We start from the raw sequence: 23,401 nt of genomic DNA, 5'->3' as shown, positions 1-23,401 counted from the left end.
CGCTGGCAAGGATACATCGAGGATATCCGCGTCAAGCAGGAGGAAGCCCAAGCTGCAAGCGCAGATCACCATGCGCGGCTGGCCTGCTGGATCAGTGATCGCAGCACCATGTGCAAACACATCACGGCCCCGCAAGTGACGGCGTTGCTTGCCTCAAAGTTGGTGACGCAGGCCCAAATCCGAGCTGCAGGCCTCGGATCATGACCGCAACCGATCCAACAGAAGAGCAAACAGCAAGGCGACCCATGTCATACGCTGGCGCTGCTGACACGGGACCTTGCGAGGGGCGGCAAGCCTCCCCTTCGAACCCCATCGCCGCAGGCTGTGCCCGCACCAAAGAGCCGCTGACCGAGACCTTCGTCTTCCGGTGCACAGCGGCAGAGAAGGCCCAGTTGCGCGCCAAGGCCAAGGCTGCTGGCCTGCCCGCTGCGACCCTCCTGCGTGAAGCGCTTGGCCTGACCGCAGCGCGTCGTCGCAAGCCCATCCCTCGCGTTGACCCTGCGCTGGTGCTGGCCGTCGGGCGCATCGGCGGCAATCTCAACCAGATCGCTCGTTGGCTGAACCGCGCCATGCGAACAGACCGCACCGACCCTGATGCGCTCACAGTCGCCGGCCGCCTACTGACCATCGAACGCCAGCTTGCACAGATCGTCGAGGCCGCACGCCGATGCTGATCAAGTTCTTCCGGAACGGGAAAGGTGCGGGCGCGGGTCCGATCGGCTACCTCGTGGCGGACAAAGTGCTGGCCTATGACGGCAACCGCGACCCGATCCGCGACGCAGACGGCCAGCCGATGACGGTCACGCGTGAGCCTTTGCCTGAGGTGTTGCGCGGCAGTCCCGAGCGCACCGAAGCTCTGATCGACGCCAGCCGCCACCAGTGGACCCACCGCGCGTGTCAACGCCGGAGTAATTTTCCCCAAAAGTGCCGGAGTAAAATTCCCCACTTTGGCGGTTTCGGTTGTCAGCCGTTGATGTGACTTGCGGCTCCATTTTTTGGTGGGCGGCCACGTCGCTTAGGCGCGGGCGGGGGTGTTATGGGGGCGTTTGTGCGGGCGTGCTCGGGGATCAGGTCTGAGTGGGCGCGCAGCCGGTAGCTTGCCCCTTCGATCTGAACATCGCGCCGCCCGGCTATCAGACCGCCTTCGACAGCCTGCGCGATGTGATGAACCAACGGCATGGCTGGGCCGATCCGATGGAGTTGGAGCGCACCCAAGAGGTCCGCGACACCATCGAAACCCCGACCCGCGCCCGAGGTCGCGACGAACTGCACGCGTGGATCCTCGACCAGGTCAGCGTCGGCCTGATCAGCGACCGCGCAACCATGGTCGAGGGCCTCACAGACGCGGGCTACGATCTGCCCCTCGTCGGCAAGGCCTACTTGACCGCCCAAGACCCCGACACCGACGAACGCTGGCGTTTGAAAGGAAAGATATTCCATGAAAACTGGCAAGCCGACCCGGTTGAGCGAGAAATTGAACGCGGAACTGGACACGATCCGGCAGGACTACGCCGCCTTGATGGTATCCCAACTGGAGAGCTTCAGGACCGATTTGAACAGCATTGCGACCAATGCGCAGCGTACAATCGAGATCGATACCCGCACCTTTCTTCAACAGAACAAGAGCTGGCTCGAGACACGGACATGGGAAATCAAAACATGGCTGACGATCTCGCCCTGGGTGATCACGGGGATCATCGTGATGGGGATCGCCCCGATGATGGCCGCGAGCTTGCTCTGGACGCAGATGCCGTCCAGCTCAGAGATGAGGGAGCTGGGCCTGACGCGGATCGACAGGGAGGACGGGACGTGGCTGGTACTGGACCCGACCAAGACGCGCCTGTGGACCTGCACACTGAGCGGCAGATCAGTGACCTGCATCAAGATCGAGGAGGATTTGATGACGACACCCCTGACAGCCTTGGAACGCGACTTACTCGCCTGCGTCGAGCGGTTGGTGACAGCCTGCGAAACCTCAGCGCGGGAATTGAACGGATTAGAAGCACGCTCGACAGGCTAGATGCAGAGTCAGCTGGATGGTATCGCAGAATACGTGACGCTGCCGGTTCGTTCGCAAGCCGTTTCAATGAAAGCATTACGTGGATTGTTGAACGAAGAAGCGCGCTACAGGACGCTGGACGAACTATTGAACACGAGCTTGAGCTTAGGGAGGGACGCCGAAGAGAGACTGAGACAGAGCTAGAAGCTCGGGAGGCCGAGATGGACCGGGGGCTGACGCATTAAGTCGCGATGAGCGGTTCAATGTTAGACACGTCAATTTCCTTGGCCGCTACCACCATGTCGTAATTCGTCTGCAAGTTCACCCAATAAGCCGGGGTAGTGTTGAAAACGCGGGCGAGCCGCAGCGCTGTATCAGGCGTGATCCCTGTGGTGCCCTTGATCAACCGCTCGATCCGCGTCCGAGGCACATCCAGCCGCCGCGCAAACGCGATTGCCCCCAATTCCAGGGGTTCAAGGTACAGTTCTTTCAAGACTTCACCAGGGTGCATAGGCTCTTCAAGCAGGCTCATCAGCGTATCCTCTCAATGGTAATCGACAATTTCGACACCAGCAGGGCCGTTCGGCGTCCAGACAAAGCAGATGCGCCATTGCCCATTGATCCGCACGGAATGTTGCCCGGTCCGATCACCTTTCAGTTCTTCTAAGTGGTTGCCGGGCGGAAACCGTAAATCTTCCACAAAAACCGCAGCATCGAGCGCCGTAAGCATCGCCCGCGTGCGCTTCACCAAGTCACCAGGGAAGCCTTTGCCATACTTGCCCTTCATGGCATTCGCCGCGAGTTTGCCCTTGGTGCTTTGGATCATACAGGTATGTATCGCTCCAAGATACATGTGTCAAGGTGTGATACCAATCCCTGTGTACAGCAAACCGCATCAACCAAAAACCTAGTTACAACCGCAACGAAAAGCTACAGGGGCGGAAAGCGGAAATTCGCCGCGGGTGCATTCACAATTTAGACCGCGTCAAAAAGCGGACGCTCATACAGTGAAAATGAGCGCGGGATAGATGGCTTGATGAAAGTGTTGCGGCAGGCGCAGCCATGGCGGAAGGTGTCTGCACGGCCTGCAACTCCATCAGGATGATCATGATCATTGTGATCAAAGGCACGATAACTTTGACGCTTGACGGGGCTGGCCGAGCATCATCTTAGTATCCAACTTTCGCGTAGATGAAATACGAGAAAGTTAGAAAAACTTGACAAATGAGGTGAATTATTCCAGCTTTCGCGTAGATGAAATACGAGAAAGACGGAAGATGCTCTATCTCATTGGCGAGAATCTGGACAGCGACCGCGCCCACTACCAAGCCGAAACAGGCCGGATCGTGCAGCTTATGCGCGGTATCTATGCCGATGCCGACGAGGATGTCGATGGCATCGTGCTGCGGCACGCCGTACGCATCGCCAACTATCTCTATCCGCGGGCTTATCTGTCCGCCGCCAGCGCCGTAATGCTCGCACCGACGCGGGATGGCCGATTGTTCATTAGTGGACCGCGTTCACAGCGCAGACGGATCAGGACACTGGAGATCATCCAGAATATGGCGCCAGCCCATCCCTCGACCGCACCCGCGCTAATCGCGGACGGGCTGGGAGAGCTCCGGATTGATGTCTCTTCGCTGCGGCAGCGTTTTCTCGAAGCCTTTCGTCTGCGCAGCGAACATGCTGCCTCGATTAATGAAGAAATACGCGCTTCACTCGCGGCGCGTTTGATCGAAGAATATGGTGACCCTAAAAACACTGCCGATGCGCTCTGGACGCTTGCACGTGAAAATGAATGGTACCGTGAGGGCGAGCAAGCCGAGCGCTACCTCCTGAAATCACCGTCTCTGATTGAAATGCGAAATGAAGCCGCGCTCAGCTTCACGGTGGCCTGGCACAGCAAGCCGATCGGTGAGCTGCACCATGACGGCTTTGAATGGCGTTGGACGGCCGAGAAGAACTTCAATCTGCCATTGGTGCAGCAGCGTACGCCCGGCAAGTTGCCGCCCTTCATTCTCTCGCTCTTGCCCGAAGGCTGGCTGGCGCGTGTGCTCAAGGAGAGTGATGAGCGCGCACTGCTTCGTTCCGGCAAGCGCTATATGTCGAACATCACGATCAGCTCTGATACCGCCGAAATTGCCGCGCTGCCGGCAGATCGGCTTTCAACTCGCCTAAGTGAATTCAGCACCGAAGGCGTGTTCATCGGGCGCTATGAGGGGCCGGCGCGCGGTGATATTGAGAACAGTTTTGAAGAAAAGCTCGCGCGCTTGTTTGCAAACTCGCAGACACCGCGCCTGTCCGGCGTGCAGATCAAGGCTCCGATGTTTCTTGACCCAAAAGGATGCCTTGTTCCCAGCACGACAGAGCCCTTCACGCATATACTTAAACCTGCCGGCACAAGCGGATTTCAGGCCCTGCCGATTATCGAGTATTTGTCGATGACCTTGGGGCAGGCTGCCGGGCTTGAAGCCCCGGACATCGTCTTGATCGGCATGCCGGACGGTATGCCGCCGGCGTTGATTGTGGAACGCTTTGATATCCGTAGCAGTGCCGATGATCACCGCCGTATTGCGCTCGAAGACATCTGCTCTGTTCTCGATTTGCCCCCCGAAGCCAAATATGACAGCACGATCGAGCGGATCGCGCGCGCCGTGCGTTCACTTTCCACCGCGCCCGAGGAAGACCTGAAGGTCATATTGAAGCGCGCGCTGTTTGCCTGGCTCATTGCCGATGGTGACATGCATCTTAAGAATCTTGCCTTGCTTAAGATCGCAGCGCCGGGCGCAGACACCTTTGAGAGCGTGAGGATGGCCCCGCTCTATGATGCGGTGACAACTCGCGTCTTTCCGGGGCTGCAGCATGATCGCATGGCGCTCAAGCTGGATGGCAAGGATGACCGGCTGCGCCGCGCTGACTTCCTACGCCTTGCCGCGACCGCCGGGATACCAGCACGCGCCGCCGATGCGGCTATCGATGAGCTCGTCAAGAGGTTTGCCACCGGGCTCGATCAGATCATCGTGCCGGATGTTCCAAACCTTGAAGCGGAGATCACGGCCAAGGCGGAGCAGATGCTGGAGTTGTGCCGCGAGCGGCTTGCGGTTTGGCACTAAGCCTTTCGGATGCCGCGTAACAAGAATGCAAGAAGGTTGTCTCTGGCACGCTCCTACACACGTCCGCTCTGGAGAAGCCGCATCGCAGCACCCAATGGCATGGTCAGGGTCAGGTTTGTACCGTTAGTGTTTGAAGCAATTCTCTCGGTGCCAAGTTACAAACTCCGTTCTTGGCCGGTTGGCTGGACGTTCAGGTGATAAGAGCTTTCCTGACGAATTGATCATCGCTGTCACGGCGTTCAAGTCGTTGCTGTGCCTCGAAACTAGAATGGAAAGATCATCGGCAAATCCCACCAATCCCCTGTCAAACATCCAATGTGCGGTTCCGGACAATGCTAGCCCATTGCTCACGATATCGGGGCCGTCATGTTCCACCGGTCTGATATGGGCGGCCTCAACCTCGGCACGCCCGCCGCCATTGATCAGGCGTCGCCCCGTAATCGCGCAACGTTCGCCATAAGTACGAAGAACATTCTTTCTGAAGTTGCGGTCGCGCACGGCGCGGTTGGTCAATTGGGTGACACGATCCCGCGCTGAGAAATGTTGAAAGGGCACCTGCGGGTCTTGGAAGCCAGGAATCTGCTTGATCTGATCAACGCGAGGCAGAAGATCATCATCTGGCCCAAGTCCGCGCTCCACAATCCGGGCAAAATCCTCTGCCGAGAGTGGCCCAAGAACCGCAAGACCGGCAAATTTATGCGCCCACGAGTATTCGGCTATGGCAGCTCGACTGGATACAACACGCGCTGGAAGACGATCTGCAAGCGGACTGGCATCCAATATCTGTCTGCGCACCCGGCTGGGCGGCATGGTTTTTTCACTGAATTGGTTGTGCGCCAGGGCGTCGATCCGGTCACCGCTGCCAAGGCTGGACGCTGGTCAGACCCCAATTTGCCGATGCGCATTTATGCCCATGCGGAGACGGACGAGGCCGATGTCAGGGCCCGTTTTCGTACAAACCATGTACAGGATGACCCTGTACAAACACCCAAACAGCAGAAATCAAAGAAGGAATAACGCTATGAACGGTTCCCTCCTAAGGGGCAGGTTATTGGTTCGAATCCAATCGGGGTCACCAACACGCTTTTCTTCGGCGGGATCGAACAGCATTGGACGTGGTGGATTGGACAGATATGGAGGGCCCATGACGCCCGTCCTTTACTCATTTCGACGCTGCCCTTACGCGATGCGCGCCCGTCTTGCTTTAGCAGTGAGCAATTGCGAAGTGGAGTTACGAGAAATCGCTCTTCGGAACAAGCCGCAGGCTTTCCTTGACGTTTCAAAAAGTGCCACTGTGCCATGTCTTGTCACGGCCGAAACGGTGATAGATGAAAGCCTCGACATCATGTTTTGGTCATTGAAGTGGGATGACCCCGAAGGGTGGCTTAAGATGCCCGAGGCGGGACTTGCTTGGATTGAACGGGCTGATGGACCATTTAAGTCCGCGCTGGATCGCACCAAGTATGCAAACCGGTACGAAGGCGTCGATCCTTCCGCGCAGCGCGATCAGGCATCCGATTTTCTGGCCGATCTCGATGCGCAGATCGATCTGTGGATGTTCGGCCGCCCCACGCTTGCGGACTTCGCGATCCTTCCTTTTGTCCGACAGTTCGCCTTTATTGATAAGGTCTGGTTCGATACGCAACCCTGGCCGGACTTGCAGGGATGGCTTGAGCGGTTCCTGGTATCGCAACGGTTCTTGGGCATGATGCAGAAGTATCCGCAGTGGCATAAAGGTGATGAACCGATACTTTTTCCATCCGGTGAACCCCCCTCCTGAAGGGATTTCGCTCCGACACATCGAATTTATTGCAGGCAAGCGCGTTTCTTTGAATTATTGATAGCACAAGGCAACGCGGACGGCCGAAAAGGGATAGAAAATGACGACGCAAACAGATGAGGGCGCCGCATATGGGGACTACTTAAAACGTCACACCGAAGCATTGATCAAAGATATTGGGTATGCCCGGGCCTGTGAGGTGTCGGGAAAATCCAAAGCGACGCTGGGGCGGTATGCGTCTTTGGCGCCGGAGAACTCTGATCGCTATATCCCGGTGAATGTTTTGCTGGAATTGGAGCGCGCTGCGTCATCGCCATTCGTGACCAAAGCCCTGGCCGAGCTTCAGGGAATGAGTTTGGAATACGACGAGAACAGAGAAGATTCTACCGGAGCGTTGAACACTGACGTCATCAAGCTTTCGCAGCGCTTTGCGAACCTGATGGGCGAGTACAATTACTCGATCGCGGATGGTGTGATTTCTCTGAATGAGGCGCGACGTTTGCTTGAAGAGACCAATTCGTTGCAACAGGTCCTGATGGATATGAAATTGCATTTGCAGAGTGATCCGTAGCACTCCCTTGATAATGGGGATCGGATGAAAGGCATCCGACCCCCAGTCCGACGGCCAGGCAATAGACTCACTGTGGCAGTTACAACTGCGCGCCCACACAAATTTGGCCGTTTAGATACTCACGACTAAACCGCCTCGGCCGCACGACGCGAACATCGCGCGACCGAGGGGATCGGACCAAGAGACAACGGGGATGTTCGATGCCGGCCCGACAAGACAGAAGGTATGTGGTTGAAGGTTTTCATATAATGGGAAAATAACTGAGATCGCGTCATGTTTGGAATGAACCTGTTTTTTGAATGTAGGAAATTTTCACAAGAGTGAGGCGCTGGAGAGCTACGCCACGCAGGGCCTAACAATTCTCTTGGACTGGATTACAACGCCTGCTGCCTATGCCCAGATTGGTTTATTGGTTGCGGCTTATTTGCGGGCACTCGTTCTTTCGGCGTGGATGGGGCCGCGTATTGATCGACCGATCCGCCCTGCCCAGGAGAACCAACCCTCTTTCGCCACGGCGCGTCGTTTTGCTTTGATGTTTCCGCCGCTTTTGTTGCCAGTCCTAGCCTACGCATTGCTGCCCTCGGTGAGGAAGTCACGCGATCTCTTTTTGGATCGGGTGCGGTTATTGCCCTAAGCAAACGGTTCTTTGTCTTTCTCGCCTTTCGTCGTGTCGTCCGCGAGATTGTCACCGACCCCTTCGTGAAGACCATCGGCACATACGTCATGCTGCCTGTTGCGGGATTGTACGTGGCGGGCCTGCTCGATCCTGTTCTGGCCTCAAACGGCATCTCAATGGGCCGGATCAACTTTTCATTCTTGGCAATTGCGCGCGCAGTGATCGCGGGCTCTATCCTGTTCTGGCTCAGCCGCTGGTCTGCTGAGCATGGCACACCCTATATTCGCGCTCAGGAAAACATGCACCTGCCGACTCGCGAGCTTGCTGCCAAGGCCTTTGAGTTTGCAATCTTCGCCGTTGTTGGACTGGTCTTGTGAACATTATGGGGCTGGATCTGTCCGCCCCTGCACTTCTTGGCGGCGCGGTCGGTGTTGGTCTGGGCTTTGGTCTTCAAAAAATCGTGTCCAATTTCATATCGGGGATCATTCTACGACTGGCAGGGCAGGCGACAGTTGGTGATTTTTTGGAGCTCGATGGGGGAGAGAGCGGGACAATCATCCGCATCGGCGCACGCGCGACTATCCTTGAGACCTTCGACGGCAAATGGATTGTGGTGCCGAACGAAGACTACATCGCTTCGCGTATCATAAACTGGTCGGACAGTGGTTCTGGCAACCGCTACGAAGTTAAATTTTCTGCTAGCTATGACACAGACATCAATCTCATTCCGGACCTGATCAGCAAAGCCGTGATGAAGCATCCAGCCGTCCTGAGCGAACCGGAGGAGCCGGATGTGGACTTGCGCGCCTATGGCGATGGTGGTGTTGAATTCGGAGTTGAGTTTTGGGTTGAGGGAATTCACGATGGACCCAACAAGTACATGTCCGAAGTGCGGTTTCTGATTTGGAACGCCCTGAAAGAGGCAAATATCGAGATCCCATTCCCACAGCGCGAAATCCGCTATCGGGAGGGACATGGACCAAGTTAGGTCATCTGAATGGCTTTTCGATCGATCGACAGAATGTACCCTTGTCGCGCCACTGTGCGGACCAACAATTCTGCCACCATCTGATTTCCCAGCGCATCTCGGAGACGTTTGATTCGCGTGGCCCCGGCGGCTTCTTCGCAATCGGCTGCATTGCGTCCAGAAATAACTGCTTCGATCTCGGCACCTGACAAGACATCCCCGTCCATGCGGGCTTCTGCAAGGACTGAAAGTGTTTCTATCGCGGCACCGGTCAGTTTGAACTCCATATCGTTCAGCGCAACAATGTTTTCATCTCGATTGATAACAAGGGACGAAACCTGAATGCCTTGTCTTTCAATCATTCCGATGCGCCGGTTAAGGATCACGATGGTGACAACAAACACCAGCGAGGCAATCAGAAGCCCGGTCGCAAAAAGCATCAGAACAAAGATCACAACACGATAGCTTCCTAAGGTCTCGGAAAAGGCCGTGCCGGATTGTGCAAGAATCTCAAGCAGTTTGATTTCGGCTTCTGACGTCAGATCGGCGTTTTCAATAAACAGCTGTTCCACGCGGGCATTGAATGCATTCGCGTCCGGCAGGCTCCACAACAGAAAAGCCGCGGCGCTTCCTAGGATCAGGACGACCGCCACAATGCCAAGAGCGACAACACGGGTTCCCGCAGTGCGCGTTTCAGTAACGGAGGTAGAATTCACCCGCATCCCGCTTTTTTGCCTCTAGTCCTGTTTCGTCGAAGACAGATACTACCTGTAACAACATCCAGCCACCGGCGGCAACGCGTTGGGACACTTTGTCCGACACAGCGCCCGACATTTCGCAGGGCTGCACGTTCACCTCAACAACACCATAATGCAGGCGCAGCGGGTCTTCCTGTTTGGCTTTATAGTCGGCGAAACATTCCGCGATGGCGCCGGTAGCGGACCCCAACGCCAGACATCCGGCCAAAAGACTGATCACAATATATCTCATGAGCGCGACCCTGCGGGTTTGGGACTCGAAAATCAATAACAGGCGTAAGTGCGGCGGCTGTTATCTCATATCAGCATGGAGATATTGCTTGTCGCAGTTCCCCCACCCCAATTTGGTTTCAAGCCAACCACGGCGCATCTGTCGAACATGGGGGAGTGAAGATGAAGCTTTTAACCACGCTGATCCTGAGCATAGCGTTCGCTGGCTCAACGGTGACATCCGCAAGCGCAGACAGCGAAGATCTCGCGAAGGCAATCGCCGGGATCGCAGCGGTCGCCATCATTGCCAAGCTGCTTGATGATCGAAAAGACCGTCGCCGCGAAGCTACGGCAACGGTTGGGGCCAGTCGCTTGGGCTCCGTCGAGCGATCAGGCACAGATCACGGACGCCAAGGGGTCCGCAACACAATCCGCCCCTTTGATCGCCATGGCCCAAAGGCGGGGCGTGGGTACAAGAAGACGCCTTTGCCAAGGTCCTGCCTCCGGGTGGTCGAAACCGGGCGGCGCGACAGGCTTGCCTATGGCGGGCGATGTCTGAGCCGGAATTTCCGCTTTGCTTCAAAGCTGCCTGACCGCTGTGAAACCGCTGTGCGCACCAACCGTGGGTTCCGCACTGTCTATGGCGCGCGCTGTCTGGAACGCGACGGTTGGAAAGTCGCACGGCGATAAGTCGTCGAAATAGAACACCGGCACGGGCATCCCGCACATCTCCGTCAGTGCCGGCGGGTCGGGGCTTCATCCCCCCGACCCGAAGATTTAACGAGTGAGATGGTGCTTCTCACGAGTGGGTGGGTACGAGTTTGGGCGGTCCTTCGGCAACGAAGGGCCGCCCTTTACTTGTAAAGAGGCGCGAAGTTGTGGTTTCTGGCGCCATGGGGCCAGACTTTGAAGAAGAACAACGACTGCTGAGTGCGGGCTTTTCGGTGATCGTGGGTGTCGATGAGGTTGGACGCGGACCTTTGGCCGGACCTGTGACGGCTGCAGCGGTTGTTCTGCGCCCGGATCAAATTCCGGAAGGGTTGGCGGATTCAAAGAAATTGAGCGCTAAGCGCCGTGACTATCTTGCGGAAGAGATCCGGAAGGTCGCTTGGGTTTCTGTGGCACATGCCAGCGTCGAGGAAATCGATGTTCTGAACATTCTGCAAGCATCCCACCTCGCTATGTGTCGAGCAATAGAGGGGATCGGATTTTCAGTGGACCATGCACTGATCGACGGCAATATGATCCCGCGCGACATTAAGTGTCCCGCAACCGCTTTGATCAAAGGAGACGGTCGTTCGGTATCGATTGCTGCCGCTTCCATTGTCGCAAAAGTGGTGCGCGATCGCATCATGGTGGATTTGGCGCAACAGCATCCCGGCTATGGATGGGAAAAGAATGCGGGATATCCGACAAAAGCGCATCGCGTGGCGCTGGAAGATCTTGGTGTGACCCCTCACCATAGACGTTCGTTTAAGACCGTCCACAATATGTTGTGACAAGAGAATTTCTTAACCTGTTGATTCAAAAAAGAATTTGACGGCGAATCACCTTTGACTCATCTTTAGGCCAACAAACACACCACCCCGGGACAGGGTGAGGGACAGAGGCAGAGATGACGATAAAGACGGAAAAACCTACGGCCCAGCTGCCGTTGAATACAATTTTGGACGGTGACTGCATTGAAACAATGCTAAGCCTTCCAGAGAGCTCGGTTGATCTGATTTTCGCGGATCCACCCTACAATTTGCAGTTGAAGGGCGACCTTCATCGTCCTGACAATTCCAAGGTCGATGCGGTAGATGATGCGTGGGATCAATTTGGAAGCTTTGCCCACTACGACCGCTTCACCAAGGATTGGCTGGCCGCTGCGCGCCGCTTGCTGAAGCCCAACGGCGCCCTTTGGGTAATAGGGTCTTACCACAATGTGTTTCGGCTTGGTGCCGAGTTGCAGAACCAAGGCTATTGGATTTTGAACGACGTTGTGTGGCGCAAATCGAACCCGATGCCCAATTTCCGGGGCAAGCGCCTGACCAACGCTCACGAGACGCTGATCTGGGCGTCCAAGGGCGAGGGCTCAAAATATACTTTCAACTACGAGGCCTTGAAGGCGCTAAACGAAGGTATTCAGATGCGGTCCGATTGGGTGCTTCCAATCTGCACCGGCCACGAGCGGCTGAAGGACGCCAACGGCGACAAAGCCCACCCAACGCAGAAACCTGAATCTCTGTTGCATCGTGTTCTGCTTGGCACGACCAACCCGGGCGATGTCGTGTTGGATCCGTTCTTTGGGACGGGAACGACTGGGGCTGTGGCGAAAATGCTTGGCCGCGAGTTCATCGGGATCGAACGCGAGGCGATGTATCGCTCCGTTGCACAGAAGCGTATCGCAAAAGTACGGAAGTTCGACAAAGCTGCGCTTGAGGTCACCGCCTCGAAACGCTCAGAGCCGCGCGTGCCGTTTGGCCAACTGGTCGAGCGTGGGATGCTCCGCCCGGGTGAAGTGCTAACGTCTCCCCGCGGGCAGGCTGCGAAAGTACGCGCCGACGGGACGCTGATTGCCGACGAAATTAAAGGGTCGATCCATCAAGTAGGGGCCGCCCTGGAAGGCGCGCCAAGCTGCAATGGCTGGACGTATTGGAATTTCCGCAAGGAAGGCAAAATGGTATCGATCGACGTGCTGCGTCAGCAGATTCGATCAGAGATGAACTGAATTATTTTAAATACCGCCGGTGCCTGTGGCCGCCCACAGCACTGACCTTGGCCCCGCTTTTCTAAAGCGGGGCCCTTTTTATGCGATGCGAGCAACCACGTAGTCTGCAAGATCGCTCAACATCTCTTTGACCGGATGCTCAGGAAGGATATCCATCGCCTCTTTCGCCTTAGCCGTCCAGAAAAGAGCATCTTCCCGCGTCGCGGCCATTGTCTCGTGCTTTGCGATCAAAGCGAGCGCGTGGTCAAGATCACCGTCTTGCTGGTCGCCCTTTTCAATGGTTCGCTTCCAAAATATGCGCTCGTCGTCATCGGCCTTTGCGATGGCCTTAATCACGGGCAGCGTCAGTTTGCGTTCTCTGAAATCATCCCCGATATTTTTGCCTGTGGCGCTCGCGTCCCCGCCGTAGTCCAAAAGATCATCGGCAATCTGGAACGCGACCCCAAGGGCATCGCCATAGGTGTGTAGCGCAGTCACCTCGATCTGTGGGGCATCGGCAATAACGCCGCCTACTTCACAAGCCGCCGCAAAAAGAGCAGCGGTTTTTCCACGCACAACCTGAAGGTAGATGTCTTCTGTGGTCTCAAGATTAGCGGCAGCGGTAAGCTGCAGGACTTCACCTTCTGCAATGGTTGCGGCTGCATGCGAGAGAATACGCAGCACATCCAGCGACCCCGTTTCAGTCATCAACTGGAACGACCGCGCAAACAGGTAATCACCCACAAGGACAGAAGATTTATTGTCCCAAAGGAGGTTCGCCGTCGGCCGCCCGCGTCGTTGGGCGCTTTCGTCGACAACGTCGTCGTGAAGAAGCGTTGCGGTATGAATGAATTCGACTGTTGCCGCCAATCGCAGGTGGTTGTCGCCGTCGTAGCCAAGCATCCGTGCAGCAGCGAGGGTCAGCATAGGGCGGAGCCGCTTGCCGCCTGCTTCGATCAAATGCGCAGTCACCTCGGGGATGCGTGGCGCATGCTTTGACGCCATGCGTTCGCGGATAAGTGAATTCACGCACGCCATATCACTTTCCAAAAAGGCAGCGAGGCGTTCGTGGGGTTTCAAGGCAAAGTCAGCGTCCAGGCTCATCACAGGCTCGTCAGGTTACTCGACAAACCCGTCGGTCTGCCATTATGTCCATTCCATGAAAGAGTTATTGCGCACCAACGACCCGACTTTGATCGCCTTCGCACAAGCTCTGCTTGGAGGCGAGGATATAGACTGCTTCGAGTTCGACGTCCACACGAGCGTGCTTGAGGGCAGCATCGGCATATTGCCTCGGCGGCTGATGGTACGAACAAAGGATCATTTCCGCGCAAGCGCTGTTTTGCGTGACAACGAGATCCCGTTGGGAGAATGACCGAAACCACTGAGGACAAGTTCCTTGGCGGGTCTCTGAGCCTGTTGCAGCCCAAGACGGGCTACCGTGCCGGGGCGGATCCGGTTCTGCTCGCGTCCGCCGTGGATGCCCTGGCGACCCAAAGCGTTCTTGAACTTGGTTGCGGTGTCGGAGTTGCATTATTTTGTTTGATGCAGCGGGTCCCGGGTTTGGATGTGATAGGGATTGAGCGTCACCCCGATCTCGCCGAATTGGCCTGTGCGAATGCAGAGAAAAACGGGCTTAGGGCAACTATCGTAACCGCGGACCTTACTGACCTGCCTGCTGAGATAAGGGCGCTTTCGTTCGATCATGTGCTCGCGAACCCGCCGTTCTTCGACAGATCGCGCGGAACACCCTCGACAGAGTATACGCGAGAGGCGGGCAGGGGCGAGGCCACGCCTTTAGAGCTTTGGATTGATGTCGCAGTTCGGCGCCTTGTGCCGGGTGGGCACCTGACGCTCATTCAGCGCACAGAGCGCATCCAGGACATTCTGCGCGCGATGGATCACCGGCTTGGAAGCATCCGTATCGTGCCTTTGGTCGCCCGAGAGGGGCGTGATGCGCAGAACGTAATTGTGATTGCGCGAAAAGGCGGACGCGGCGCTGTTTCATTGGAAGCCCCATTTGTGCTGCATGACGGTTCCAGCCATGATGTTGATAGGGAAAGCTATTCACCGCAGGCAAAAAAGATCCTACGCGACGGCCTGGGCCTTTTAGATGCCAGATTAATCACTAGGTAAAGTTAATGGCGTAACAAAAGTCTCAACTTTTCGACGGGCAATGCGTGACACGGATCAAGAAACGTGATGCACTTCTAGGAGTAGACAAAAAGAGGAGTACGACTATGAACTTGGGTTCACACCTTAAGGAACTCCGAAACAAGCACGACACACTCTCTCAGGAAATTGAACAGGCGCAGCGCAGCCCGGCTTTCGAAGATATTCAGATCACGGCGCTTAAACGGCAAAAGCTAAAAATCAAAGAAGAAATCGAGCGGCTTAGCTTGTCAACGAACGCTTAAGCGATCCTCGACAGAGGCCGCTGCTACAAAACGGCGGCCTATGTCGAGGGCAAGTATTTCCGTCGTCTGGCTTCCGATCCAGTCAAGGAAAGCCTTTATATGTGGCCGTTTCTCGGCACCATTCGCGCAGATCAACCGGTAATGCGCTTGGGTCGTCAGCGACAAATCGAATGGCATGACAAGACGCCCCTCCGCGAGATCGCGCGCCGCAAGAGAGACGCGCCCCAGCATAACGCCGGTTCCGGTTAGGGCTGCATCCAACGCGTGGTCAGCTTGGCTGAAGCGCAACCCTCCGGATGGCGGCGCACCCAGCCCCGCGGCGGTAAACCATGCTGGCCATTGGATGCTGGGTTTCAGGAACGCGATGTCGTCTTGATGCAAAAGAACAGCATTTTTGAGGTCATCCGGTGTTTCAATAGTTTCCGCCAACTCTGGCGACATCATCGGCGTTACCCATTCGTGGATGATACTTCTTGTGAAGACATCCTCGTCATGGGGCATACCAAAGCGGATCGCGACATCTACATCATCACGATTGAAATCCAAAAGTCGCAGCGTGGCCGTAAACCGCAGTTCGATCTCTGGATATGCCTGGGCAAAAGCGAACATGCGCGGGGCAAGCCACTTCGCCGTAAAGGCCGGTCCCGCAGTTACGGTTATGGTCGAGTTGTCTGCAAGGCGCCGGGCCCCTCGCCAAGCAGTGGTAAGGGCTTCGAAACCGTCACGGGTTCCCGGGACAAGAAGGCGTCCTGCCTCGGTCAGGTCAACGGCGCGGTTAAGGCGACGAAACACTGGCAGGCCCAAGTGGTCTTCTAGCGACTTGATCTGAAACGAGAGCGCCGCTGGCGTAACGTTCAGCTCATCAGCAGCTTTGGCGAATGACATGTGTCGAGCCGCCGCGTCAAACGCTCGAAGGGCTGTCAAAGGAGGAAGGTGATTGCTCATGTCGCACAAGTAAAACTTAACTGAAGCTTATACAAGTCTCGTTTGTATGAGATGTTAGCGTACGCCATATACAACTCAGATAAGGAACACTGAGACAAGGAGCCAAAAGATGATCGAGACAATCAGAGACGCCCGCATGCGTGACGCCATTCGAAAAGCGCACTCCGAACGTGCCGCTGCTTTCGCAAATATCCTCGGCCGTATCTTTACCAATCGCTGAGTTTTGCATGTCATCGCGGATCGAAAAAGGGCCGCCCATTATGGGGCGGCCCTTTTCCACTTGTATGAGCTTTTGCGGCTGATGGAGTCAGGCGAAGAACTGAGCACCGTTTGCTGAGATCGTCGAGCCATTGATAAAACCTGCATCGTCAGATGCGAGGAAGACAACACAGCGCGCAATTTCTTCCGGTTCGCCAAGACGGCCAGCCGGAATTTGACTGATGATTGAGTCACGAACCTTCTCGGGGACAGCCATAACCATCTCGGTTGCGATATACCCCGGACAGATCGCATTCGCAGTTATACCAGCGCGCGCGCCTTCCTGAGCAAGCGATTTCACGATACCCAGATCGCCGGCCTTTGTTGCCGCATAGTTAACTTGAGCGAACTGACCCTTTTGGCCGTTAATCGACGAGATCACGATGACCCGACCAAACTTCCGCTCACGCATGCCCGGCCAGACCGGATGCACAGTGTTGAAAACACCGGTCAGGTTTGTGTCGATCACTTCATGCCACTGCTCGGGTGTCATTTTGTGGAAGGGTGCGTCGCGAGTAATTCCGGCATTGGCAACCACCACGTCGATTGGGCCAATATCGGCTTCAACCTGTGCGATTCCAGCTTTGGACGCCTCATAATCCGCAACATTCCACTTGTATGTCTTGATACCCGTCTCCGCTGTGAAAGCCGCGGCTTTCTCGTCGTTGCCTGCATAGGTTGCCGCAACTTCGTAGCCGTCAGCTTTTAGCGCTTTAGAGATAGCTTCCCCAATACCGCGGGTTCCGCCCGTCACCAGTGCTACACGTCCCATTTGATCTCCCTCCAATTTAGTCTTCATGCTCGACCGAAACGTCACCCTTTCTGAAATACCTCAGGGGGAATTGGTCGAAGGCCAAGAGGGGGCCGCGCCCCCTCACCACCACGCGGCCAGATCAGGCCGCGCAAATTTTCACGGACGCTCGATGCAAACTGCGACACCCATGCCGCCACCAATGCAAAGCGTTGCGAGACCTTTTTTGACATCCCGACGTTGCATCTCAAACAACAGCGTATTCAGAACCCGGGCTCCTGATGCACCGATCGGGTGGCCGATCGCAATCGCGCCGCCGTTCACGTTGACGATTGCAGGGTCCCAACCCATGTCTTTGTTCACAGCGCAGGCCTGAGCCGCAAAAGCTTCGTTTGCTTCAACAAGATCAAGGTCAGCAACGCTCCAGCCCGCTTTGTCGAGGGCCTTGCGCGACGCATAAATTGGGCCAACGCCCATAATGGATGGATCAAGGCCGGCGGTTGCGTAGGATGCAATCCGCGCAAGTGGCTGGATGCCGCGCTTTTCGGCGTTGTCCGCGCTCATCAGTAACACGCCAGCCGCACCATCGTTTAGTCCCGAGGCGTTTGCCGCAGTGACCGAACCGTCTTTTGTGAATGCCGGGCGCAGCTTCTGCATGCTCTCGATGGTCGCGCCGTGACGGATGTACTCGTCTTTGTCGACCACGATGTCGCCTTTGCGCGTCTTGATCGTGTACGCGATGACCTCATCATCAAACTTACCAGCCTTCTGGGCTGCTTCAGCTTTGTTCTGACTGGCAACGGCGAATTCGTCCTGCATCTCGCGGGTGATCTGCCATTGATTTGCAACGTTCTCAGCTGTCTGACCCATGTGATAGCCGTTGAAAGCATCCCATAGGCCGTCTTTGATCATTGTATCGATAAACTGCAGGTCACCCATTTTCTGGCCTGCGCGGATCGCTTGAGCGTGTGGGCTCATCGACATGTTTTCTTGACCGCCCGCGACAACCACGTCCGCATCGCCCAACATAATGTGCTGGGCGCCAAGAGCGACCGTGCGAAGGCCCGAGCCGCAGACCTGGTTGATCGACCAAGCCGAGCTTTCCTTTGGAAGGCCCGCATTGATGTGCGCCTGGCGGGCGGGGTTTTGACCCTGAGCCGCGGTGAGCACCTGACCAAGAATAGTTTCCGAGACTTCTGACTTGTCGATGCCTGCACGTTCGACGAGGGCCTCAATTACAGCGGCCCCCAGATCATGTGCGGGCGTATTGGCAAAGCTGCCACAGAAGCTTCCGACGGCTGTCCGTCCTGCGCTGGCGATAACGACATTGGTCATGTGTGTCTCCTCTCATGTCCGTGTTTGGCTAAAACGATTGTCCCAACCAAATTTGAGCGGACCCTATGCAGTTGCAGAAAAAACAGCAACTGCCAGAACGGCGCCTTTTGGCATACCCGCTATGCCGTTAGCGACCATAGTAGAGGCTGACGACATGTTTTGCTTCGGCAAAAAAGAGCCAGCGTTGCGCAGCTACGCCCGCAAAATGCGACACGACCGCGAGCAGGGCGAAAACGTGGTAGAACGGCAGCAGAAGCAGCACGACCGGGACAACAACAGCAAGGATTATGGAAATAATCTTAAGGGTTTGCGCGTGTTTGCGACCCACGCGAAACGCCATCTCATGTGTCAGGTAGTTTCCACCTGTATGGGGCGATTCAAACGCCCGGACGGTACCGATAGTTCCCAGTCCCGTAGCCGTCGCAAGTGACGTATCTGAAGCCGCTTCTTTGCGATCCTGATCGACCCAGGCAAAAACCTGCAAAACGCCAAGAGCCACTAATAGAGGTGTCGCAACGCTGACTTGTCCGGCCATCAGAAGGCCTCCGACAATAGCGTAGGCCATAAAGAGCACCGGAGGGGACCAGTGATTCCACCGTGGCACAGTCTTCAACTGCGTATAGATCATCGACGTCGTGAAGACCGTTAACAGTGAGAGCGCCGCGCCAATCCAACCGAGGATTGCGATGCGCGTATCGGTGAAGATGATCAAAGCAGCATAAATGCCCATGACAGCCATGGCAGCTGCTGCGGCCCAGGCTTCTCGCGAAAGCCAGCTGGATCGCCATTGTGAGAATGATTTCAGAGCGCGTTCCGGATGCCCGAGGTGGAAAGTGGCTGAGATCAATCCCCCCCCAGCCAAAGCAAAGCCGACTGCAAAGAAAATGAATGCGACCCAGCCGCTGACGTCCGGGAGCCCAAGACCAAGCATGGTCAAAAGGCCAAATCCCAGACCTGACAGCGTGGAGAACATAATGATCGACGGCGCCGGATGCATTAGCCGATCCTTTCAAGCGTTTTGTCGAGCCAACCGAGGAAGCCTGCAGCCTCCTCTGCGACGGGCTCGAGGTAAGGGGCGAGAATGTCGAATTCGGGAACTTCGTCTTTGATCCGAGGCGGCAAGTACTTGTTCACCGGGGCGGTGCCTTGTTCGGGCATCAGGTCAAATCCGCCGCGCTCGGCAACCAGTTTGGACACATCGCTTTCGGGATCCGAGAGATCGCCGAAGTGGCGGGCACCGGTAGGGCAGGTCCGTACGCAAGCAGGCTGGCGATCTTCTTCGGGCAGGTTTTCGTTATAAATCCGATCTACGCACAGCGTGCATTTCTTCATCACCTTCTCGGAAGGATCCAATTCGCGCGCGCCGTAAGGGCAGGCCCAGGCGCACAGCCCGCACCCGATACAGTCGCTTTCATTGACCAGAACGATGCCGTCTTCCACGCGCTTATAACTCGCACCAGTTGGGCAGACAGTGACGCAGGGTGCGTCCGCGCAGTGAAGACAGCTTTTTGGGAAGTGGAACAGTTGGGCTGGCCCGCCCGTGTCTGGCTCGACTTCATAGCTGTGAATTCGATTGAGGAAGCTCCCAACCGGCTCTGCTCCGTAGGCATCACTATCCGCAAGCGGCGCGCCATAGTTTTCGGTGTTCCAACCTTTGCAGGCCGTGACGCAGGCATGACAGCCGACGCATGTGTCTAGGTCGATGACCAGACCAAGCGTTTTTTCGGTATGGGTGGGAAGTGAGGTCATAAGCCCACCTTCTGTTTGACGGTTTCAGGCGCTTTGGGCACCGGGCTTTTTTGTGCCGGATGAGCCGGAAGAGATTCTTTTGGCGCAGAAACTTTTTCGATCTTCACGCGCAGATCGAACCATGCCGCCTGGCCAGTTATCGGGTCGGAATTCGCCCAGCGCAAACCGTCACCTTTAGAAGGCAACAACTCATGAATGATATGGTTCAACAGGAAGCCCTTGGTGGCTTCTGGCGCGTCCTCGTCCAGCGCCCAAGCGCCTTTGCGTTTTCCAATCGCATTCCACGTCCAGATGGTATTCTCATTCAAAGCCGCCATGTGCATGACCGGGACTGTGATTTCACCATGGGGCGAGGTGACCCGCGCCCAGTCACCCTCGGCAAAGCCGTTGGCCTCCCAAAGCTTGGTTGGCACGTAGAGCGGGTTGCGTCCATGGATTTGGCGCAGCCAGGCGTTTTGCGAGCCCCAGGAGTGGTACATCGCCATTGGGCGCTGGGTCAGAGCATGAACTGTAAAGCGTTCATCAGCGTCCGAGAACGGAGCGTACCAGATGGGAAGCGGATCCATCGTTTCGGCGTAACGCGCTTTCAGATGTTCCGGTGGCTGGCGACGATGCTTGCCTTCAGCGGCAAGCTGAAACTTGCGCAGCGGTTCGCACCAGAGTGTGAAGATGTACGGTGTGGGCGCATCAAAGATACCGGTTTTTACCGCCCAATCCTGATAGGCCATATTCCATGGCTTATAGAACTCGGCCTCTTCGGGAATGTGGCTGATCCAGAAGCTACCGTTCTCTTTGTATTTCTCGATCTGGTCCGGGTTTGGCGCACCACGGCCGTGGTCCTCGCCATCGCCGCGCCACCCGGCAAGGGGGCCGATGCCCGGTTTGCGTTCGTGGTTCTGAATATAGTCGGCGTAGTCGGCGTATTTCTGGCCGCCATCTTCGTTGGTGAAGCCAGGCAGTTCTAACATTCCGCCAAGTTCGCACAGCACGGACTGAAATCCCCGGACGTCACGGTCCGGCTCGACCACAGGCCATCGGATGGCATCTGCAGCGGCACCCGCTTCGCAAATCGGGCGGTCCAGGAGAGAAATGCAGTCGTGGCGTTCCAGGTATGTTGTATCTGGCAAGATCAGGTCGGCGTAGGCGACCATCTCGGATGAATAGGCGTCGGAGTAGATGATATTCGGGATCACATAATCGCCGTTTTCGTCCTTATCGGTCAGCATCTGCATGACGCCGGACGTATTCATCGACGAGTTCCACGCCATGTTTGCCATGTAGAGCATCAGCGTGTCGATCTTGTAGGGGTCGCCCGCATGCGCGTTCGAAATCACCATATGCATCATGCCATGAGCCGACATTGGGTTTTCCCACGAGAAGGCTTTGTCGATGCGCTTGGCTGTGTTGTCGTCGTTGATCAAAAGATCGTCCGGGCCGTGCACGAAGCCAAGGTGCGGGCCATCAAGCGGCTTGCCGGCTTGAGCGTTGGCGTGCGGTTTTGGATGCGCGGTCGCAGGCTTTGGATAAGGTGGCTTAAAACGGAAGCCGCCCGGGACTTCCACCGACCCAAGAATGATCTGCAAAAGGTGCAACGCGCGGCAGGTCTGGAAGCCGTTTGAATGAGCCGAGATACCACGCATCGCGTGAAAGGCGACGGGGCGACCGATCATCTTCTTGTGCGTTTCGCCGCGGAAATCGGTCCATTCCCGATCAAGCTCGATGGCGTCATCAAAAGCGACACGCGCAATGTCTGCTGCAATCGCACGAATGCGCTTGGCGTCTATACCGACTTTTTCTGCGATAGTCTCGGGCGCGTACTCGTCAGTGAGGTAACGTTCGGCCATATGGTGAAGAACGGGACGGTGGGTGAAGCCCGCATGGCGCCACGAGCCGGAAAGATCTGGCTGAACGCCTTTTCCGTCGAATGCGGCGGGTTTGCCGGTGCGGCGATCAACGACCAAAGCCTTCCCGGCTTCGTCGCGCAGGATCAGACCGAATTCGTCGGAGCCTTCATCACCGTTTACAAGGCAAGGTGCATCAGTGAGGCGGGCCAGGTAGTCGAGGTCGATCCGACCCGCTTTCATCAGACAATGGACGAGACTTAGGATGAAGAGGCCATCTGTGCCGGGTGTGATGCCGACCCAATCGTCCGCCACAGCATTATAGCCGGTACGGATTGGGTTCACGCCGATAACGCGCGCGCCACGCTTTTTCAGCTTTCCGATACCCATTTTGATCGGGTTGCTATCGTGATCTTCAGCGACACCGAACAACATGAAAAGCTTGGTGCGATCCCAGTCTGGTTGACCAAACTCCCAGAATGCGCCTCCCATCGTGTAGATGCCAGCAGCTGCCATATTGACCGAGCAGAAGCCGCCATGCGCTGCGTAATTAGGTGTTCCGAAGCCCTGCGCCCAGAACGAAGTAAAGCTTTGCGACTGATCCCGACCGGTAAAAAAGGCCAGCTTTTTGGGGTCGGTGTCCCGTATCGGTTTCAGCCAGGAAACGGCTGTTTCCAACGCTTCTTTCCAAGAGATTTCTTCAAATTCACCAGATCCGCGGGGCCCAACCCGTTTCATCGGCGCGCGCAGGCGCGCCGGAGACAGATGCTGCATGATCCCGGCCGACCCTTTGGCGCAAAGGACGCCTTGGTTCACCGGATGGTCTTTGTTGCCTTCGATATAGGCAACCTGACCGTCTTTCATGTGAACATTAATGCCGCAGCGACAGGCACACATGTAACAGGTCGTCTTCCGAATTTCGTCCGATACCTTCGGTGACGTGTTGAGCGATGGCTGCGGCATGATATCTCCCTTTGGTAAGTCATATCCGGCTTCTATGCCTGACGCGACTCCCATTCATCGGTTTGATTTAAAAGGCATACCGTCCAACGATTAGGTCCAACAGAATTGCGATGTTAAGTCCAGATGAGTCGCCTTGCCCGATTGGTGTGCTGGGGCTAGGGTTTCGTCAAAGGAGCTACGCCCATGAAATGCGTTTTTGTTCAGATTAGGTGCCGTCCAGGGAAGACCTATGAGGTCGCGCGCGACATCTATTTGCGCGAAATTGTCTCGGAACTATACTCGACCAGTGGCGACTTTGATCTGATGGCTAAAATCTATGTGCCAGAAGACAAAGACATCGGTGTCTATCTAAACGACGGCCTGTTGGACATTCCGAACATCGACAGATCGCTGACAACATTGACCTTTAAGGCAATTCATACTGAAGGCGCCTAAG

At 56.2% G+C, this 23,401-nt stretch carries 30 protein-coding genes and 1 pseudogene; 18 read left to right on the top strand and 13 right to left on the bottom strand.

The window, feature by feature from the left end; translation table 11 throughout:
* The 3 genes and pseudogenes from AC221Y_RS03335 to AC221Y_RS03325 all read left to right on the top strand — a co-directional run.
* Positions 1-204: pseudogene (locus AC221Y_RS03335) on the top strand (hypothetical protein); the annotation flags it as partial.
* A 41-nt stretch (positions 205-245) separates the two neighbouring features.
* The gene (locus AC221Y_RS03330; protein WP_486706780.1) at positions 246-674 is read left to right on the top strand and encodes a plasmid mobilization protein; all 429 of its coding nucleotides are present in this window, start codon (positions 246-248) and stop codon (positions 672-674) included.
* Positions 668-979, top strand: coding sequence for a hypothetical protein (locus AC221Y_RS03325; RefSeq protein WP_299758154.1), 312 nt, complete (start codon positions 668-670; stop codon positions 977-979). Before AC221Y_RS03330 ends, AC221Y_RS03325 begins: the two co-directional genes overlap by 7 nt.
* Here AC221Y_RS03325 and AC221Y_RS03320 read toward each other — a convergent pair.
* Complete coding sequence (locus AC221Y_RS03320) at positions 964-1,440, bottom strand: hypothetical protein (protein ID WP_486706779.1); 477 nt, start codon at positions 1,438-1,440, stop codon at positions 964-966. The two genes, AC221Y_RS03325 and AC221Y_RS03320, sit on opposite strands and share 16 nt — an antisense overlap.
* Between AC221Y_RS03320 and AC221Y_RS03315 the strand changes: the two genes are divergently transcribed.
* On the top strand, positions 1,439-2,020 hold the full coding sequence (locus AC221Y_RS03315) for a hypothetical protein (RefSeq protein WP_486706778.1): 582 nt from the start codon (positions 1,439-1,441) through the stop codon (positions 2,018-2,020). The genes AC221Y_RS03320 and AC221Y_RS03315 overlap by 2 nt on opposite strands.
* Positions 2,021-2,240: 220 nt before the next feature.
* Here AC221Y_RS03315 and AC221Y_RS03310 read toward each other — a convergent pair whose 3' ends face one another.
* On the bottom strand, positions 2,241-2,531 hold the full coding sequence (locus AC221Y_RS03310; protein ID WP_486706777.1) for a HigA family addiction module antitoxin: 291 nt from the start codon (positions 2,529-2,531) through the stop codon (positions 2,241-2,243).
* 12 nt (positions 2,532-2,543) lie between these two features.
* Complete coding sequence (locus AC221Y_RS03305) at positions 2,544-2,825, bottom strand: type II toxin-antitoxin system RelE/ParE family toxin (protein ID WP_486706776.1); 282 nt, start codon at positions 2,823-2,825, stop codon at positions 2,544-2,546.
* A gap of 451 nt (positions 2,826-3,276) precedes the next feature.
* Here AC221Y_RS03305 and AC221Y_RS03300 point away from each other — a divergent pair, with 451 nt between their 5' ends.
* Positions 3,277-5,112 carry a type II toxin-antitoxin system HipA family toxin gene (locus tag AC221Y_RS03300; RefSeq protein WP_299756626.1) on the top strand — a complete coding sequence of 612 codons (1,836 nt, stop codon included), beginning with the start codon at positions 3,277-3,279 and terminating at the stop codon, positions 5,110-5,112.
* Between the two features lie 123 nt (positions 5,113-5,235).
* Here the strand turns inward: AC221Y_RS03300 and AC221Y_RS03295 are convergent, their stop codons facing one another.
* Complete coding sequence (locus tag AC221Y_RS03295; protein ID WP_486706775.1) at positions 5,236-5,625, bottom strand: HNH endonuclease; 390 nt, start codon at positions 5,623-5,625, stop codon at positions 5,236-5,238.
* 51 nt (positions 5,626-5,676) lie between these two features.
* Between AC221Y_RS03295 and AC221Y_RS03290 the strand changes: the two genes are divergently transcribed.
* The 6 genes from AC221Y_RS03290 to AC221Y_RS03265 all read left to right on the top strand — a co-directional run bounded on the left by AC221Y_RS03290 (position 5,677) and on the right by AC221Y_RS03265 (position 9,067).
* Positions 5,677-6,129 carry a site-specific integrase gene (locus tag AC221Y_RS03290; RefSeq protein WP_299756624.1) on the top strand — a complete coding sequence of 151 codons (453 nt, stop codon included), beginning with the start codon at positions 5,677-5,679 and terminating at the stop codon, positions 6,127-6,129.
* A 127-nt stretch (positions 6,130-6,256) separates the two neighbouring features.
* Positions 6,257-6,892, top strand: a complete 636-nt coding sequence (locus AC221Y_RS03285; protein ID WP_299756621.1) for a glutathione S-transferase — start codon at positions 6,257-6,259, stop codon at positions 6,890-6,892.
* A 100-nt stretch (positions 6,893-6,992) separates the two neighbouring features.
* Positions 6,993-7,463: a phage regulatory CII family protein gene (locus AC221Y_RS03280; protein WP_299756619.1), complete on the top strand. Its 471-nt coding sequence runs from the start codon at positions 6,993-6,995 to the stop codon at positions 7,461-7,463.
* 295 nt (positions 7,464-7,758) lie between these two features.
* A complete protein-coding gene (locus AC221Y_RS03275) occupies positions 7,759-8,097 on the top strand; it encodes a hypothetical protein (RefSeq protein ID WP_486706774.1) in 339 nt (112 codons plus the stop codon).
* A gap of 65 nt (positions 8,098-8,162) precedes the next feature.
* Positions 8,163-8,456 (top strand): hypothetical protein, encoded by a 294-nt coding sequence (locus AC221Y_RS03270; protein ID WP_486706773.1) that lies wholly within the window; start codon positions 8,163-8,165, stop codon positions 8,454-8,456.
* A 5-nt stretch (positions 8,457-8,461) separates the two neighbouring features.
* Positions 8,462-9,067 carry a mechanosensitive ion channel family protein gene (locus AC221Y_RS03265; RefSeq protein ID WP_486706781.1) on the top strand — a complete coding sequence of 202 codons (606 nt, stop codon included), beginning with the start codon at positions 8,462-8,464 and terminating at the stop codon, positions 9,065-9,067.
* Here AC221Y_RS03265 and AC221Y_RS03260 read toward each other — a convergent pair.
* Complete coding sequence (locus tag AC221Y_RS03260) at positions 9,064-9,768, bottom strand: winged helix-turn-helix domain-containing protein (protein WP_299756614.1); 705 nt, start codon at positions 9,766-9,768, stop codon at positions 9,064-9,066. The two genes, AC221Y_RS03265 and AC221Y_RS03260, sit on opposite strands and share 4 nt — an antisense overlap.
* Positions 9,740-10,036: a hypothetical protein gene (locus tag AC221Y_RS03255; RefSeq protein WP_299756611.1), complete on the bottom strand. Its 297-nt coding sequence runs from the start codon at positions 10,034-10,036 to the stop codon at positions 9,740-9,742. Before AC221Y_RS03255 ends, AC221Y_RS03260 begins: the two co-directional genes overlap by 29 nt.
* A gap of 161 nt (positions 10,037-10,197) precedes the next feature.
* Between AC221Y_RS03255 and AC221Y_RS03250 the strand changes: the two genes are divergently transcribed.
* The 3 genes from AC221Y_RS03250 (at position 10,198) to AC221Y_RS03240 (ending at position 12,727) form a co-directional block, all read left to right on the top strand.
* Positions 10,198-10,704 carry a hypothetical protein gene (locus tag AC221Y_RS03250; RefSeq protein ID WP_299756608.1) on the top strand — a complete coding sequence of 169 codons (507 nt, stop codon included), beginning with the start codon at positions 10,198-10,200 and terminating at the stop codon, positions 10,702-10,704.
* A gap of 203 nt (positions 10,705-10,907) precedes the next feature.
* Positions 10,908-11,513: a ribonuclease HII gene (locus tag AC221Y_RS03245; protein WP_299756628.1), complete on the top strand. Its 606-nt coding sequence runs from the start codon at positions 10,908-10,910 to the stop codon at positions 11,511-11,513.
* Positions 11,514-11,629: 116 nt separating this feature from the next.
* On the top strand, positions 11,630-12,727 hold the full coding sequence (locus AC221Y_RS03240; protein WP_299756606.1) for a site-specific DNA-methyltransferase: 1,098 nt from the start codon (positions 11,630-11,632) through the stop codon (positions 12,725-12,727).
* Between the two features lie 78 nt (positions 12,728-12,805).
* Here the strand turns inward: AC221Y_RS03240 and AC221Y_RS03235 are convergent, their stop codons facing one another.
* Positions 12,806-13,810, bottom strand: a complete 1,005-nt coding sequence (locus AC221Y_RS03235) for a polyprenyl synthetase family protein (RefSeq protein WP_299756604.1) — start codon at positions 13,808-13,810, stop codon at positions 12,806-12,808.
* A gap of 55 nt (positions 13,811-13,865) precedes the next feature.
* Between AC221Y_RS03235 and AC221Y_RS03230 the strand changes: the two genes are divergently transcribed.
* From AC221Y_RS03230 to AC221Y_RS03220, 3 genes are all read left to right on the top strand, one after another.
* Positions 13,866-14,081 (top strand): putative signal transducing protein, encoded by a 216-nt coding sequence (locus AC221Y_RS03230; protein WP_299756602.1) that lies wholly within the window; start codon positions 13,866-13,868, stop codon positions 14,079-14,081.
* Positions 14,078-14,842, top strand: a complete 765-nt coding sequence (locus tag AC221Y_RS03225) for a tRNA1(Val) (adenine(37)-N6)-methyltransferase (protein ID WP_299756600.1) — start codon at positions 14,078-14,080, stop codon at positions 14,840-14,842. The genes AC221Y_RS03230 and AC221Y_RS03225 overlap by 4 nt, the downstream gene beginning before the upstream one ends.
* A 104-nt stretch (positions 14,843-14,946) precedes the next feature.
* Positions 14,947-15,123 carry a YdcH family protein gene (locus AC221Y_RS03220; protein ID WP_299756597.1) on the top strand — a complete coding sequence of 59 codons (177 nt, stop codon included), beginning with the start codon at positions 14,947-14,949 and terminating at the stop codon, positions 15,121-15,123.
* On the opposite strand, the gene gcvA is transcribed toward AC221Y_RS03220, so the two are convergent.
* The 6 genes from gcvA to AC221Y_RS03190 all read right to left on the bottom strand — a co-directional run bounded on the left by gcvA (position 15,109) and on the right by AC221Y_RS03190 (position 22,965).
* Positions 15,109-16,068: a transcriptional regulator GcvA gene (gene gcvA, locus AC221Y_RS03215; protein ID WP_299756595.1), complete on the bottom strand. Its 960-nt coding sequence runs from the start codon at positions 16,066-16,068 to the stop codon at positions 15,109-15,111. The genes AC221Y_RS03220 and gcvA overlap by 15 nt on opposite strands.
* Before the next feature lie 307 nt (positions 16,069-16,375).
* Positions 16,376-17,098, bottom strand: a complete 723-nt coding sequence (gene phbB, locus AC221Y_RS03210; RefSeq protein WP_299756593.1) for an acetoacetyl-CoA reductase — start codon at positions 17,096-17,098, stop codon at positions 16,376-16,378.
* 138 nt (positions 17,099-17,236) lie between these two features.
* Positions 17,237-18,412: an acetyl-CoA C-acetyltransferase gene (locus tag AC221Y_RS03205; protein ID WP_299756592.1), complete on the bottom strand. Its 1,176-nt coding sequence runs from the start codon at positions 18,410-18,412 to the stop codon at positions 17,237-17,239.
* 127 nt (positions 18,413-18,539) lie between these two features.
* A complete protein-coding gene (locus tag AC221Y_RS03200; protein WP_299756589.1) occupies positions 18,540-19,409 on the bottom strand; it encodes a dimethyl sulfoxide reductase anchor subunit family protein in 870 nt (289 codons plus the stop codon).
* Positions 19,409-20,161, bottom strand: a complete 753-nt coding sequence (locus AC221Y_RS03195; protein WP_299756587.1) for a 4Fe-4S dicluster domain-containing protein — start codon at positions 20,159-20,161, stop codon at positions 19,409-19,411. The genes AC221Y_RS03200 and AC221Y_RS03195 overlap by 1 nt, the downstream gene beginning before the upstream one ends.
* Entirely contained in the window at positions 20,158-22,965 is a 2,808-nt protein-coding gene (locus AC221Y_RS03190) for a molybdopterin oxidoreductase family protein (RefSeq protein WP_486706772.1), read from the bottom strand. Before AC221Y_RS03190 ends, AC221Y_RS03195 begins: the two co-directional genes overlap by 4 nt.
* Before the next feature lie 183 nt (positions 22,966-23,148).
* Between AC221Y_RS03190 and AC221Y_RS03185 the strand changes: the two genes are divergently transcribed.
* Positions 23,149-23,400: an Lrp/AsnC ligand binding domain-containing protein gene (locus tag AC221Y_RS03185; protein WP_299756583.1), complete on the top strand. Its 252-nt coding sequence runs from the start codon at positions 23,149-23,151 to the stop codon at positions 23,398-23,400.
* Position 23,401: the final 1 nt, after the last annotated feature.

Source organism: Boseongicola sp. (assembly GCF_057460485.1).
This window is presented reverse-complemented; position numbering and strand designations above follow the sequence as displayed.